Origin of the sequence: Pseudomonas sp. MWU13-2517 (assembly GCF_023242545.1) — a bacterium.
GTDB lineage: Bacteria > Pseudomonadota > Gammaproteobacteria > Pseudomonadales > Pseudomonadaceae > Aquipseudomonas.
Genome location: NZ_JALMFA010000007.1, coordinates 74,188 through 87,895, shown reverse-complemented (window position 1 = coordinate 87,895; position 13,708 = coordinate 74,188). Strand labels below are relative to the sequence as shown.

Below are 13,708 nucleotides of genomic sequence, written 5' to 3'. Positions count from 1 at the left end.
ACACCCTCAGGTTTTTCGCGGACAAGCCAAAATACAAAAAACCCCGCGCTTCTTGCGAAGGCGGGGTCGTTTTTCATCCATCGACTCAGTGTGCGTAGGTCAGCAACAGCTCTTTCGGTACTTGGAAATCCAGGGACATCATCACGCTCAGCGCGGTGATGGTGAAGATCGAGAACACGAACAGCTTGCGCGCCCAGACGGTGTCATCCACCGCCTTGTAACCGGTCCAGGCCATGTACAACCAGTACATGCCCATGGCGGCCGCAACGGCGAGGTAGCTCATGCCGGCGTAGCCACTGAAGGTCAACATCAAGGTCGCCAGGAGGAAGGCCAGGATGTAGAGCAGGATGTGTTTCTTGGCCACCTGGATGCCACGCTTGACCGGCAGAACCGGAATCGACGCAGCCAGGTAGTCATTGAAGCGGAAAATCGCGATGGCGTAGGAATGCGGCATCTGCCACAGGCTGAACATCACCAGTAGCGTCAGCGCGGCCATGTCGAAGCTATTGGTCACAGCCACATAACCAATCACCGGTGGCATCGCCCCCGACAGACTGCCCACCAGCGTGCCGTGAACCGACTTGCGCTTGAGGTACAGGCTGTAGAGGCCGACGTAGATGACAAAGCCGATCACGGCAAACAGCGCCGCCAACGGGTTGGCCACCTTGTACAACAGTGCCACACCGGCAACACCCAGGACGGTCGCGTAAACCAGTGCCAGCTTCAGGGAAATAAGCCCCTGGACCAGCACGCGGTTCTTGGTGCGCTCCATCTTGATATCGATGTCACGGTCGATGCAGTTGTTGAAGACACAACCGGAAGCTACCACCAGGGACGTGCCGATCATTGCAGCCAAGAAAATGGCCAGATCGACATGCCCCTTGGAGGCCAGGAAGAAACCGCCCGCCACAGAAAGCACGTTACCGAAAATGATCCCCGGTTTGGTGATTTGGATAAAGTGCTTAAGCGACATCGGGTCTTACCTCACTTCGCCATCATGTAGGTGTGGATGCTGAACATGATCCACAGCGACAGACCAACCAGCAGAACGATCACCAGGCCTGCGAACACGAACGCAATCACGTTCTCACGCTGGGCCGCAGAGCGGTCTAGGTGCAGGAAGTAAACCAGGTGAACCAGAACCTGAATCACTGCGAACGCCAGGACGATCATCAAGGTGATCGACTTCGGCAAGGTTGGGTACATCACCAGGCCGAACGGGATCAGGGTCAGGATGACCGACAGGATGAAGCCGATAGCGTAAGACTTGACGCTGCCGTGGCTTGCATCGTGGCTGTCATGGGAGTGTGCATTAGCCATTACAGAGTCCCCATCAGGTAGACAACGGTGAATACGCAGATCCAGACCACGTCCAGGAAGTGCCAGAACAGGCTCAGGCAGCTCAGGCGAGTCTTGTTGGTGTTGGTCAGGCCGTGCTTATTGACCTGATACATCATCACCGCCATCCACAGCAGACCTGCCGATACGTGCAGACCGTGGGTGCCTACCAGCGTGAAGAACGCGGACAGGAAGCCGGAACGGTGCGGGCCGTAGCCTTCGGAGATCAGCAGGTGGAACTCGTTGACTTCCATGCCGATGAAGCCCAGGCCGAACAGGAAGGTCAGTGCCAGCCAGCTCAGTACGCCTTTCTTGTTGCCCTTGTAGAAGGCCAACATGGCGAAGCCGTAGGTAATCGAACTGAACAACAGCAAGGCGGTTTCGCCGAGCACATAAGGCAGTTCGAAGATGTCGTGGCCCGACGGGCCACCGGCAGTGTTGTTTACCAGTACCGCGTACACCGCGAAGATCGACGCAAACAAGATGCAGTCGGTCATCAGGTAGAGCCAGAAACCGAAAACGGTCATTGGCCCCGAGTCGTGGTGATGGTCATCGTGCCCATGGTCATCGACATGGGCGTGTCCAGCATTGGTCACTAAGTTCGACATGGTTTAAGCCTGTTCCAACGAGGTTTCTACACGGTTGGCCGGAATCTTCTTCTCGGCTACCAGGCGAGCGTGCTGCTCGGCTTCGATGCGCTCGATCGTCTCGACCGGCACCATGTAGCCTTGATCATCACGGGCAGCGTGGATGATGAAGTAACCGATAGTGCCGACCAGGCTCACGATTGCCAGCCACCAGATGTGCCAGATCATCGCGAAACCGAACACGGTCAGCAGGCCGCCCATCACCACGCCAGTGGCGGTGTTGTTTGGCATGTGGATCGGTTCGTAGTGCTTGGGCTTCTGGTACGCAGTACCGTCTTCCTTGGCTTCGGTGAACGCATCAATGGTGTTCGCAGTAGGGATCACGGCGAAGTTGTAGAACGGAGGTGGCGACGAGGTCGACCATTCCAGGGTGTGGCCGTTCCATGGGTCACCGGATTCGCACATGTTCTGCTTGCGATCACGCACGCTGACGTACAGCTGGATCAGCTGGCAGGCGATACCTACGGCGATCATCACCGCACCGAACATGGCGACGTACAGGTACGGCACCCACTCAGGGTTGGTGGTGGCGTTCAGACGACGGGTCATTCCCATGAAGCCCAGTGCATAGAGCGGCATGAACGCGACGAAGAAGCCCGAGATCCAGAACCAGAACGCAGCCTTGCCCCAACCTTCGTGCAGCTTGAAGCCGAACGCTTTAGGGAAGTAGAAGGCGAAACCAGCGATGTAGCCGAATACAGCACCACCGATGATCACGTTGTGGAAGTGAGCGATCACGAACAGGCTGTTGTGCAGTACGAAGTCAGCACCCGGAATGGCCAGCAGTACGCCGGTCATGCCGCCGATGGCGAAGGTCACCATGAAGCCCAGGGTCCACAGAACCTGGCTGGTGATACGCAGACGGCCGTGGTAGATGGTGAACAGCCAGTTGAATAGCTTCACTCCCGTCGGGATGGAAATCAGCATCGTCGCCAGGCCGAAGAAGGCGTTGACGCTGGCACCCGAACCCATGGTGAAGAAGTGGTGCAGCCAAACCATGAAGCCCAGGATCGAGATCGCGCCGGAGGCGTAGACCATCGAGTGGTGACCGAACAGGCGCTTGCCGGTAAAGGTCGAGATCACTTCGGAGAAGATACCGAACGCTGGCAGGATCAGGATGTACACCTCAGGGTGACCCCATGCCCAGAACAGGTTCACGTACATCATTGGATTGCCACCAAGTTCGTTGGTGAAAATGTGGAAATCCAGGTAACGGTCAAGCGACAGCAGCGCCATGGTAGCGGCCAGGATCGGGAACGAAGCCACGATCAGGACGTTTGCCCAGGTGCAGGTCCAGGTGAAGATCGGCATGTCCATCAGTTTCATGCCAGGGGCGCGCATTTTCAGGACGGTGGCCAGGAAGTTGACCCCCGTCAGCGTCGTCCCGAGCCCTGATAACTGTAGCGCCCAGATGTAGTAGTCCACACCCACGCCCGGACTGTACTGAATGCCCGACAATGGCGGATACGCAACCCAACCGGTCTTGGCGAATTCGCCGACGCCCAGGGAAACGTTGATCAGCACCACGCCGGAAACCAGCAGCCAGAAGCTCAGGGAGTTCAGGAACGGGTAGGCAACGTCACGCGCACCGATCTGCAGCGGCAAGGCAAGGTTCATCAAGCCGGTGAAGAATGGCATCGCCATGAAGATGATCATGATCACACCGTGGGCGGTGAAGATCTGGTCATAGTGTTCAGGCGGCAGGTAGCCAGGCGAACCCTCGGTGGCCATGGCCAACTGGGTACGCATCATGATGGCGTCGGCAAAACCACGCAGCAGCATGACCATGGCAACGATGACGTACATGACGCCGATTTTCTTGTGGTCGACCGAGGTCAGCCACTCGGTCCACAGGTAGGACCACTTCTTGAAGTACGTGATACCCGCAACAAGGGCCAGTCCACCCAGCGCGATCATGGCGATAGTCACCATTACGATCGGCTCGTGGAACGGCACCGCATCCCAACTTAATTTACCAAACATCGTTTACTCCTCTGCCCCAGCAGTTGAATGCGAGCCCATGTCAGAACCTTCAACCACGGCCACTTCTTTCTTCTCGTGCTTGACCGGCTTGCCTGGCTTCATACCTTCGTACTTGTCGACGATTTTCTGAAACAGGTTCGGCTCATACGCGGAGTACAGAGCGACTGGGTTGTTCTGGCTTGGTTTGGCCAGGGCGTCGTATTCAGCTTGATCAAGCTGTTTAGGTGCGGCCTTGACTTCGGCTACCCAGGCGTTGAAATCTTCCTGGCTCGTCGAGATCGCTTTGAATTTCATGCCGGTGAAGCCAGCGCCGCTGTAGTTGGCGGAGATGCCTTCCATTTCAGCTTTCTGGTTGGCGATCAGGTGCAGCTTGGTCTGCATGCCTGCCATCGCGTAGATCTGACCGCCCAGGGCTGGGATGAAGAACGAGTTCATCACGGCGTCGGAGGTGATCTTGAAGTTAACCGGGGTGTGCTCCGGGAATACGATCTTGTTGACGGTGGCGATACCCAGGTCCGGGTAGATGAACAGCCACTTCCAGTCCAGCGCGACCACTTCGATGTTGATCGGCTTGGCGTCGGATTCCAGCGGACGGTATGGGTCCAATGCGTGGGTGGACTTGTAGGTCACATAACCCAAGGCAATGATGATGAGGATCGGGACCAGCCACACCGCGATTTCGATCTTGGTGGAGTGCGACCACTTCGGCGCGTAGGTAGCGCTGGTGTTCGACGCACGGTATTTCCAGGCGAAGGCGAAGGTCATGATGATCACAGGGACCACGACCAGCAGCATCAGCAGGGTGGCGGTGATGATCAGGTTTCGTTCATCCAGACCGACCTGTCCTTTTGGGTCGAGCAAGGTCCACTTGCAGCCTCCCAGCATTAACAGCATGCCAAGCAGCGGCAAAAAGCCTAGTAATCGGGGGTACCTGTTTTTACTCATCTCACGACCTCTAAAGCAGCTTGCGCAATGCAGTTGGGTTTTGATCGCCAACACTTCACCCTGCCAAGGGTTGGCATTTCTCTTCGATTGAATAAGAGCCTGCCCATCACGTCATATATGAGCGTTTCACGGACCTGCAGTGAGTTCTTATTCGATTTCGTGGCTAAAGGCCTTGTTACAGACCAATTCCATTTGGTGCGGATAGTTGAAAGGCTGCCGGAACCTGGGGTCGCACAGAGCCTTCCATCTGCTCCTCGACCGCTCCAATGCTCAAATATTGAACAGCACCGGACATTCAGTGCGGGCGATTGTAGTTAGCTAGCGATGTATAAACCATGTCTTATAAAGAAATAATTTTTATCGATTCCAGCAATAATCATTCACCATTCTTGCAAAGGTTCGCGATCTTATCGCGTTCGATTCTCAACAAAAACCACAAAAATTGCCGTGTTATTAGGCAAAGGGCCACATCCCTTACAGGCTGTAAGGGCATGGTAAACGCAAGCAAGTCCCCATAAAACAAGGCATTCGCCGACGCCCCTGGCGCTGGAACCCAGCGAGCTTTGTGCTGTCCCACACGCCACGAACTGACAGCACAATTTGCGCGCCAGGCGCAAATTTAATGGCCCGTATGGCGGCTCAAAAACGTCCTGCGACAGCATCCGTGTGACAACATGTCGCATGCTGCGCACACCTGAAATTGCTCCTTGTCACGGCAGTTTCACAAAATCCCTACAAAGCAAAACGCCCCGGCCTTCCTTCAAGGAAGACCGGGGCGTTTTACGTGTGTGACTCAGTTGCTGCGTTGGCGGTTACGGTAAATGCCCAGAGGCACCAGGATCACCGTCAGCACGAACGCCACCAGCGCCCATTGCGCCAGGGACAGACCGAGTATCGGCGGGTACGGCGTGCTGCAAAAGCCATCCACCTGGAAACCCAGGGGGAACACCTTCGCAAGGGGCAGTTCATCGACAATCGGCTGCAGTACATCCACACCGCAGCTGACCTCGGGGAAGAACTGGGTGTACACATGATGGCCAGCGGCTGCGACGCCGCCCAGGGCACTGAGCACCACCAGCCCTTCGAAAAACGTGAGCGCCCCCCGGGTGCGCATGGCTGCGCCGATGAACGCGAACACCGCGATCAACAGCAAGGCATAGCGTTGCAGGATGCACAGCGGGCACGGAGCCTCACCCAACACCACTTGCATGTACAGCGCCCCGCCGATCAGCGCCAGGCAGATGATGCCCAGCAACACCAGAAAGCGTCGCTCCCTGCCTAAACGCAATTCGTCACTCATCCCCGTTTCCCTTTTTCGTTGTGCCAATGGCCGCAAGTTTACACACAGGCCACCGTTTAAACAGAGCACGGTTAACAGGGGATTAATCGAGAGAAATGCCGAACTGAATGTGGGAAGGGGCTGCCCTCCTCCCACATGATTTTGGACAGTGCCGAGCTTCAGCGCTTATTCCAAGGCCGCCGCCGGACCGAAGAATTCGTAGCGGCTTTGGTTTTCCGGCACACCCAACGCCTTGAGGTGGCGCTTGATCGCCGCCATGAACCCTTTAGGGCCAAGGAAGTAAGCATCCACATCACGCTGCTCGGGTAACCACGCCGCCAGTTGCTCCTGGGTCAGCATGCCCACTTTGTCCGCCACGCTCACACCGTCATCCTCGGCATAGCAATAGAAGCGCTTGAGCTGCGGATGCCGGGCCGCCAGGCCATCCACCCAGTCACGAAACGCATGCACCCCGCCGTTACGTGCACAGTGAATAAAATGCACCGGCCGCTCTGTCGCCAGGGCCGCTTCGAGCATCGGCAAGGTCGGTGTGATGCCCACCCCACCGCTGATCAGCACCAGCGGCTTGGCGCTGGCCGCCAGGGTGAACTCACCCGCAGGCGGAAACAGGTCGATGGTCGCGCCGACGTGTATCTGGTCATGCAGGTAATTGGAGACCCGCCCATTGGCTTCACGCTTGACGCTGATGCGGTACAGGCCGTTATCGGTCAGGGCCGACAGGGAATAGTTGCGGCGCATTTCCTCGCCGTCGAGCACCAGCTTCATGCCGATGTATTGCCCAGGTGCGGCCGCCAGGATCGGGCCATTGTCCACCGGGGCGAAATAGAAGGAGCTGATCTCGTCGCTCTCCTCCACCCGCTTGACCAGGATAAACGGCCGCGCACCGCGCCAGCCGCCCGGGGCCTGGGCTTTTTCGTCGTAGATGGCGGCTTCGGCGCCGATCAGGATGTCCGCCAACTGACCATAAGCCGCGCCCCAGGCACTGATCACTTCAGGGGTGGCGATCTCGCTGCCCAGCACTTCAGCGATGGCGCGCAGCAGGCAGTTACCGACGATCGGGTAGTGTTCCGGCAAAATCTGCAAGGCCACGTGCTTGTTGATGATCTTCGCCACCAGATCGCCGAGTTGATCCAACTGATCGATATGCCGCGCGTACATCAACACGCCATTGGCCAGGGCCCGAGGCTGGTCGCCGCTGGCTTGGTGGGCCTGGTTGAACAGCGGGCGAACCTCTGGATACTCGCTGAGCATCATGCGATAGAAATGGGTGATCAGGGCTTCGCCGCCGCTTTCCAACAGGGGCACGGTGGATTTGACGATTGCACGGTCTTGGGCACTAAGCATGGCTGACTCCTGGGTATTTTTACTGATTACCCTGTCTTACTCAGTATTCGTGCCAAGTTATTTATCTTTATTTTTCAATGAGTTAAATATTATGTAGTCAGTATGACTTCCGACACTCTATAGTCATAAAGACTACAAGGAGTCATTATGACTGCACACTCGTTGCTCACAACCCTGCTGCCTCTGGTCGCCGACCTGTCCCGCGAGTTGCCCGAAGGCGAACGCTACCGCCGCCTGCTGCAAGCCATGCGCGCCTTGCTGCCGTGCGATGCCGCCGCGTTGCTGCGCCTGGACGGCGAATGGCTGGTGCCCTTGGCAGTGGACGGCTTGAGCCCCGATACCCTGGGTCGGCGCTTCAAGGTCAACGAACACCCGCGGTTTGCCGTACTGCTGAGCAGCCCTGGCCCGACCCGCTTCGACAGTGACAGCGAACTGCCCGACCCTTACGACGGGTTGGTCGAGGGTTTGCACGGGCATCTGCAAGTACACGACTGCATGGGTTGCCCGCTGTTTGTCGGCGACCGCCCCTGGGGCCTGCTGACCCTTGATGCGTTGGATACCGAGCGCTTCGAGCGCGTTGAATTGGAGGCCCTGCAAGCCTTCGCCAGCCTCGCGGCCGCCACCGTCAATGTGGCCGAACGTATCGAGCATCTGACCCTGCGCGCCGAGATCTACCGCGAAGCCAGTGGCCAGCAGCACAAGGAAATGATCGGGCAGAGCAAACCCCATAAACGTTTGGTGGAAGAGATCAAGCTGGTGGGCGGCAGCGATCTCACGGTGTTGATCACCGGCGAAACCGGGGTTGGCAAGGAACTGGTGGCCCAAGCTATCCATGCGGCTTCGCTGCGTGCCGACAAACCGATGATCAGCCTCAACTGCGCTGCCTTGCCGGATACGCTGGTGGAGAGCGAACTGTTCGGGCATGTGCGCGGTGCCTTTACCGGTGCACTGAACGAACGCCGGGGCAAGTTCGAGCTGGCCAACGGCGGGACCTTGTTCCTCGACGAAGTGGGCGAATTGTCGCTGGCCGTGCAAGCCAAACTGCTACGCGTACTGCAAAGCGGCCAATTGCAGCGCCTGGGTTCCGACAAAGAACACCAGGTTGACGTGCGCCTGATCGCCGCGACCAACCGCGACCTGGCCGAGGAAGTGCGCAATGGCCGCTACCGCGCCGACTTTTATCACCGGCTGAGCGTGTACCCGCTGCAAGTACCAGCGTTGCGCGAGCGTGGCCGCGACGTGTTGCTGTTGGCGGGGTTCTTCCTGGAGCAGAACCGCTCACGCATGGGTTTGGGCAGCCTGCGCCTGAGCAGCGATGCCCAGGCGGCACTGTTGGCCTACAACTGGCCGGGCAATGTGCGGGAGCTGGAGCATTTGATCGGGCGCAGCGCCCTCAAGGCCCTGGGTCATTATCGTGAGCGTCCGAAGATCCTGAGCTTGAGTGCGCAGGACCTGGACCTGCCCGACATCAGCACGCCGCCGGTGATCGAAACGCAGCCCGAACCCGCCCCTGGCGTCACCGGCGACCTGCGCCAGGCCACCGAACACTATCAGCGCCAGCTCATCGGCGCCTGCCTGGAACGCCATCAGCACAACTGGGCAGGCGCCGCCCGTGAACTGGGCATGGACCGCGCCAACCTGGGCCGCATGGCCAGGCGCCTGGGGCTCAAATAGCGCGCTTACCTCGGTCAAGATGTGGGAGCAAGCCCGCCTCCCGCATCAGATTTGCTGTGCCCTGAGGCCGGCGTTAAGCGGCTTGGGCTTTCTGAACACCAGCACATTGCCCAACATCACCAGCACCAACCCCATCAACGCCGGGGCGGTCCATTGATAGCCTTCGGCAAACGCCGACACATTCAGCGCTACCACCGGAAACAGCACCGTGCAGTACGCCGCGCGCTCCGGGCCCATGCGGCCGACCAGCGTGAGGTAGGCGGTAAAGCCGATCACCGAACCCGGAATCACCAGGTACCACAGGGCGCCGATATAACGCGCGCTCCAATCCATATCGAACGGTATACCGCGCACGACACAGTAGGTCGCCAGCATCGCCGAGCCATACGCCATGCCCCACGCATTGGTGGTCAACGGCTTGAGCCCGGCCTTCTGCTGCAGGCTCGATAACAGGTTGCCCGCCGAAAAGCACATCGTGCCGAGCAAGGCCAAGCCCAGGCCGAGCAAGGTCTGCGGGCTGGCGGTATGCCCGACCACCTCCGGCCAGAACAGCAAGCCCAGCCCCAGCAGCCCCAGCGCCCCGCCCATCAACACGTTACGCGCCACCCGTTGGCCGAAGAACACTCGGGCATTCAGCGCATTCCACAGCGTGGCCGTGGAAAACACCACCGCCACCAACCCGCTGGGAATCCACTGGCTGGCGGTAAGAAAACACATGAAGTTGACGCAGAACAGGCACACCCCCTGGGCCAGGCAAATCAGGTGCCCGCGCCGGCTCATCACCTGCAGCTTGCGGCTGAGCAGCAACAGCGCAAACAACACCAACGCCGCCAGGCCGAAGCGATAGACGATCGACACCGGAATCGCCACCACGCCCAACTGCCACTTGAGGGCGATCCAAGTGGTGCCCCAGATCAGCACCGTGAGTAAATACAGGAAAAGGTTCATAGCGGGCTCCGTCGATAGAGCCACAGTGTCACCGCCTATCCGCGCAATGCACTTGCAGATTCTTGCGCTTTTGTCGGGCGGTGGGATCACAGCGCCAGCCGCCCGGAGTAGGATGCAAGGCGTCGGAGAATACGCCATGCCAGCCCTGGAAACCCTGCAAGTCTTTCAGTCCCTTAACCGCTCGCCCAACGCACGCCTGGAAGCCTGCGCCGAGCTCGGTGACGGTTTGTCTGCGGCCGTGTGGAGCAACCACCACGATGCCCAGGATTACCAGGCGCCCGGCCATCACACCCTGTCCTGCTACATCGGCGGCGGCACCGGCACGTTTCGGCGTGACCAGCCGGGCACCAAGGGTGGCCCCGACAAGCTGTGCATCCTGCCCGCCGAGCACCAGTCGGCCTGGGTGATCAACGGCGAAATCCGCCTGGCCCATGTGTATTTCAGCCCGGAGCAATTTGCCCTTGGTTGCGTCACCCTGCTCGACCGCGAGCCGCGCGCGCTGCAATTGCGCGAAAGCACCTTTCTCGAGGACGCCGCCCAGGCCCGACGTTTTCACCAGTTGGTCGCCCTCAACTGGCATGAGCCCGCCGAGCGCCTGCTGACCAGCAGCCTGGCCCATGAAATGCTCAGCCATACCCTGCTCAGCCAGGTCGGCGCACGCGACGGACTGCGCTTGAAAGGCGGGCTGGCGGCCTACCAGCGCCGGCTGTTGACGGCGTACATCGACCACCACCTGGAAGACGCGATCAGCCTGGGGCAACTGGCCGGACTGTGTGCGCTGTCGGAATACCATTTTGCGCGGATGTTCCGTCAAAGCTTCGGCCTGCCGCCCCATCAATATCTCTTGGCGCGACGCCTGGCCCGCGCGCAAGCCCTTCTGCGTGGCGGTGCGTTGCCATTGAGCGAAATCGCCTGGATGTGCGGCTTTTCCAGCGCCAGCCACTTCACCCATCGTTTTCGCCAGGCGGTGGGCGCCACGCCCGGAGAATACCGCCAGGCATTGCGCGCCTAGGTCATCAAGCCCAACGTCTTGGCTTTGGCCACCGCCTGGGTGCGCCGCTCCACGCCAAGTTTGCTATGGATGCGCCGCGCGTGGGTCTTGACGGTGTGCAGGGAAATAAACAGGCGGTCGGCGATTTCCAGGTTGGAGTTGCCCAGGGCGATCAGCTGCAACACTTCCAGCTCACGCTGGCTCAGGGGATTGTCCGTCGCGCCCGTCGGTGTCGCGTGCGTCTCCAGGCCCAATTCGCTCAACAGCCCGGGCGAGCGCAAGCGCAGCTCGCGCAGCGCCTGTTGTATCTGGCAACGCTGCGCCAGTGCCTGCCCGGTTTGCAGCGCATGGCGAGCCAGGGTCGAATCGCCCAACTGCCAGGCCACTTCACCCAGCGCCAGGTGTAACTCGGTTTCCAGGCACAGCATGCCGCGTTGTCGAGTGGTGTCGAGCAAGGCATTGAGCCGCGCGATGGGTTGATCGGCGCAGCCCAGCTTGACCTCGGCCAGCACCAGCAGGTATTCCAGGCGCGGCACCAGTTCCAGGGTGGCCGGCGGCGCCTGGAGCGCCCGGGGGCCACGAAAGTGACGCAATACCCGACGCACCGCTTCCACCGTCAATTCAGCCCGCCCCTGCTGCAGCCAGAAGTGCCCACTGACCAACAACAGCACGGCGCGGTACACCGTGTCCGGTACCTGGCGTTGCTGCATCAATCGCTCGGCGTCACGCAACTGGATAAAAGCCTGGGCGTAATCGCCACGATTGGCCGCCAGCAGCGCCAAGCCGAGAAACCCATACAGCACGCGCTTGTCGTGGCTGTGCAGGCACAGGTTCAAGCCTTCAGTGAAACACTCGCTCGCCAGGGCGTCTTGCCCTTGGCGCAACGCCAGGTGCCCACGTCGCAGAGCGATACGCCCGGCCAGCGGCCCGGCCTTGAGGCGCTGGCGAACCAGCATCGCCTGTACCGTTTCCAGCAGGCTTTGTGCCCGATATGGCGCACCGCGCTGCTCCAGCAGTTGAGCGTGATCCAGCTCAAGCAAGGCCTCCAGGACCAGCGAATCATGGGCGCGGGCCAGGCACAGGGCCTCGCGGCTCAAGGCTTGGGCCACGTCCAGTTCGCCGCGCAGCAACGCTTGCTGGGTCAGGCCCGACAGGCACATCAAACGCGAGGTCCAGGCGCTGTCGGGCAAGGCTTGCAGCGCCTCCAGAAAATGTTCGCGGGAGCGCTCGGCATCGCCGCCCAAATGCAACAGCCAGCCCCATTGCGCCTGCCAGCGCGCCAACAAAAGGCGCTGTTGCGCTGCCGTCGGCTGCGGAGCAAACCGTGCAAGCTGGTCGATACACACACCCGCTTGTTCAAAGCGCCCGGCAAACAGCAACGCTGCCGTCACCAACCCGACCAGTTGCGTCGAGCCCAACATCAATTCATCACCGTGCTGCTCATGCAAACGCAACAACAGCACAGCGTTTTCCCCACGGAACAAATCCTCGAAACTGAAATGCTGCAACAAGCTCACCGCCACTTCGTACTCTTCAGCGAGCAGCGCCTGTTCAAAAGCCGCTTGCCAATCACGCTCGCCGGTAAACCATTGGCAGGCGCGCCGATGCCAGGAGCGTTTGGCCGGCCAGGGCGCCTCGCGCAGCAATCGCGCCAACGGCGGGAACACCTGCAGCCAGTCCGGGGTGTCTTCCCAGGGCTGGATAAAGGCACCGAGGGCCTGCAACTCCCGCAGGTAGTGGTCACCGTCACCAAAGCCGAACAGGTGCTCACACAACCCCGGATTGAATCGTGGCAAATGCGCCAGCACGCGCCAGGCTTCGGCCAGCTCGGGCGTCAAGGTGCTGAACAGCTCATGTTGCAGGTAGTCGAGCAAGGTTTTGTCGGGATGGCCGTCGCCTAGCAACGCGATGCGCACCCCGGCGCACCAACCGCCACTGAACTGCATCACACGGTCCAGGGTATGCCCGGCGCCGAGCAATGGCTGGATTTCCGCAGAGCTGAACAGCAGCTCATTGCACTCCAAGAGTTCATCGTCGAGCAGCAGGCGTGACCAGTTGCACGCCGGTCGCCGCCGCGCGCCGAGCCACCAGGTGAGTGCCGGGCCGGCGGCGCTGAGCAGGCGGTCAAGCAAGGCGTCCAGCTCGGGGGCGGGCAGACGGCAAAAATCATCGAGGAACACCCAGCCCGGGTGCTGCCAGCGGCCAAGGTCGAGCAACAACGTGGCCTCGTCGATAAAGGACACGCCCAGGTTCTGCGCCAACCGTCGGCAGAAATCCAAAGGCGTGAGAGCGGCGCCATTGAGTGGCAGCCAATAGACCTGGCACCCCGCCGGCGCCTGCAATGCACACTCGGCCAACAGCGCACTTTTGCCGCTGCCACCGGGGGCACACAGCAGCTTGACCCTCGCCGACGCGGCCAGCAACGGCTCGGCCAGGCGCGGGCGCAACAGATGATGGGCGGACAGCCGTGGCATGAATCCGGGACGGTCCAGGCAGCGTGTCATGGCAGTCATTGCTGCATCCTGCTTTTTATTGTTA

At 60.1% G+C, this 13,708-nt stretch carries 11 protein-coding genes; 2 read left to right on the top strand and 9 right to left on the bottom strand.

Annotated elements, in window-relative coordinates; translation table 11 throughout:
- Positions 1 to 85 precede the first annotated feature (85 nt).
- The 7 genes from cyoE to hmpA all read right to left on the bottom strand — a co-directional run bounded on the left by cyoE (position 86) and on the right by hmpA (position 7,557).
- The gene (gene cyoE / locus M5B97_RS11875) at positions 86 to 973 is read right to left on the bottom strand and encodes a heme o synthase (protein WP_060754363.1); all 888 of its coding nucleotides are present in this window, start codon (positions 971 to 973) and stop codon (positions 86 to 88) included.
- 11 nt (positions 974 to 984) lie between these two features.
- Positions 985 to 1,320, bottom strand: coding sequence for a cytochrome o ubiquinol oxidase subunit IV (gene cyoD / locus M5B97_RS11870; protein ID WP_060754364.1), 336 nt, complete (start codon positions 1,318 to 1,320; stop codon positions 985 to 987).
- Positions 1,320 to 1,946 carry a cytochrome o ubiquinol oxidase subunit III gene (locus M5B97_RS11865; protein WP_123714348.1) on the bottom strand — a complete coding sequence of 209 codons (627 nt, stop codon included), beginning with the start codon at positions 1,944 to 1,946 and terminating at the stop codon, positions 1,320 to 1,322. The genes cyoD and M5B97_RS11865 overlap by 1 nt, the downstream gene beginning before the upstream one ends.
- A 3-nt stretch (positions 1,947 to 1,949) precedes the next feature.
- Positions 1,950 to 3,968 (bottom strand): cytochrome o ubiquinol oxidase subunit I, encoded by a 2,019-nt coding sequence (cyoB, locus tag M5B97_RS11860; protein ID WP_134660224.1) that lies wholly within the window; start codon positions 3,966 to 3,968, stop codon positions 1,950 to 1,952.
- A 3-nt stretch (positions 3,969 to 3,971) separates the two neighbouring features.
- Positions 3,972 to 4,913 carry a ubiquinol oxidase subunit II gene (cyoA, locus tag M5B97_RS11855; protein WP_123715956.1) on the bottom strand — a complete coding sequence of 314 codons (942 nt, stop codon included), beginning with the start codon at positions 4,911 to 4,913 and terminating at the stop codon, positions 3,972 to 3,974.
- A gap of 793 nt (positions 4,914 to 5,706) precedes the next feature.
- On the bottom strand, positions 5,707 to 6,213 hold the full coding sequence (locus tag M5B97_RS11850; RefSeq protein ID WP_123715954.1) for a disulfide bond formation protein B: 507 nt from the start codon (positions 6,211 to 6,213) through the stop codon (positions 5,707 to 5,709).
- Positions 6,214 to 6,378: 165 nt separating this feature from the next.
- On the bottom strand, positions 6,379 to 7,557 hold the full coding sequence (hmpA, locus tag M5B97_RS11845) for an NO-inducible flavohemoprotein (protein WP_248731561.1): 1,179 nt from the start codon (positions 7,555 to 7,557) through the stop codon (positions 6,379 to 6,381).
- A gap of 147 nt (positions 7,558 to 7,704) precedes the next feature.
- Between hmpA and norR the strand changes: the two genes are divergently transcribed.
- Positions 7,705 to 9,231, top strand: a complete 1,527-nt coding sequence (norR, locus tag M5B97_RS11840; protein WP_123715952.1) for a nitric oxide reductase transcriptional regulator NorR — start codon at positions 7,705 to 7,707, stop codon at positions 9,229 to 9,231.
- 45 nt (positions 9,232 to 9,276) lie between these two features.
- Here norR and M5B97_RS11835 read toward each other — a convergent pair whose 3' ends face one another.
- The gene (locus tag M5B97_RS11835; RefSeq protein WP_248731560.1) at positions 9,277 to 10,179 is read right to left on the bottom strand and encodes a DMT family transporter; all 903 of its coding nucleotides are present in this window, start codon (positions 10,177 to 10,179) and stop codon (positions 9,277 to 9,279) included.
- A gap of 136 nt (positions 10,180 to 10,315) precedes the next feature.
- Here M5B97_RS11835 and M5B97_RS11830 point away from each other — a divergent pair, with 136 nt between their 5' ends.
- A complete protein-coding gene (locus M5B97_RS11830) occupies positions 10,316 to 11,191 on the top strand; it encodes an AraC family transcriptional regulator (RefSeq protein WP_248731559.1) in 876 nt (291 codons plus the stop codon).
- Here the strand turns inward: M5B97_RS11830 and M5B97_RS11825 are convergent.
- Positions 11,188 to 13,683 (bottom strand): LuxR C-terminal-related transcriptional regulator, encoded by a 2,496-nt coding sequence (locus M5B97_RS11825; RefSeq protein WP_248731558.1) that lies wholly within the window; start codon positions 13,681 to 13,683, stop codon positions 11,188 to 11,190. The two genes, M5B97_RS11830 and M5B97_RS11825, sit on opposite strands and share 4 nt — an antisense overlap.
- Positions 13,684 to 13,708: the final 25 nt, after the last annotated feature.

Excerpts from the sequence above, each read along its gene's own strand:
- cyoE (WP_060754363.1), bottom strand. The coding sequence starts at position 973 with ATGTCGCTTAAGCACTTTATCCAAATCACCAAACCGGGGATCATTTTC.
- cyoD (WP_060754364.1), bottom strand. The coding sequence starts at position 1,320 with ATGGCTAATGCACACTCCCATGACAGCCACGATGCAAGCCACGGCAGC.
- M5B97_RS11865 (WP_123714348.1), bottom strand. The coding sequence starts at position 1,946 with ATGTCGAACTTAGTGACCAATGCTGGACACGCCCATGTCGATGACCAT.
- cyoB (WP_134660224.1), bottom strand. The coding sequence starts at position 3,968 with ATGTTTGGTAAATTAAGTTGGGATGCGGTGCCGTTCCACGAGCCGATC.
- cyoA (WP_123715956.1), bottom strand. The coding sequence starts at position 4,913 with ATGAGTAAAAACAGGTACCCCCGATTACTAGGCTTTTTGCCGCTGCTT.
- M5B97_RS11850 (WP_123715954.1), bottom strand. The coding sequence starts at position 6,213 with ATGAGTGACGAATTGCGTTTAGGCAGGGAGCGACGCTTTCTGGTGTTG.
- hmpA (WP_248731561.1), bottom strand. The coding sequence starts at position 7,557 with ATGCTTAGTGCCCAAGACCGTGCAATCGTCAAATCCACCGTGCCCCTG.
- norR (WP_123715952.1), top strand. The coding sequence starts at position 7,705 with ATGACTGCACACTCGTTGCTCACAACCCTGCTGCCTCTGGTCGCCGAC.
- M5B97_RS11835 (WP_248731560.1), bottom strand. The coding sequence starts at position 10,179 with ATGAACCTTTTCCTGTATTTACTCACGGTGCTGATCTGGGGCACCACT.
- M5B97_RS11830 (WP_248731559.1), top strand. The coding sequence starts at position 10,316 with ATGCCAGCCCTGGAAACCCTGCAAGTCTTTCAGTCCCTTAACCGCTCG.
- M5B97_RS11825 (WP_248731558.1), bottom strand. The coding sequence starts at position 13,683 with ATGACTGCCATGACACGCTGCCTGGACCGTCCCGGATTCATGCCACGG.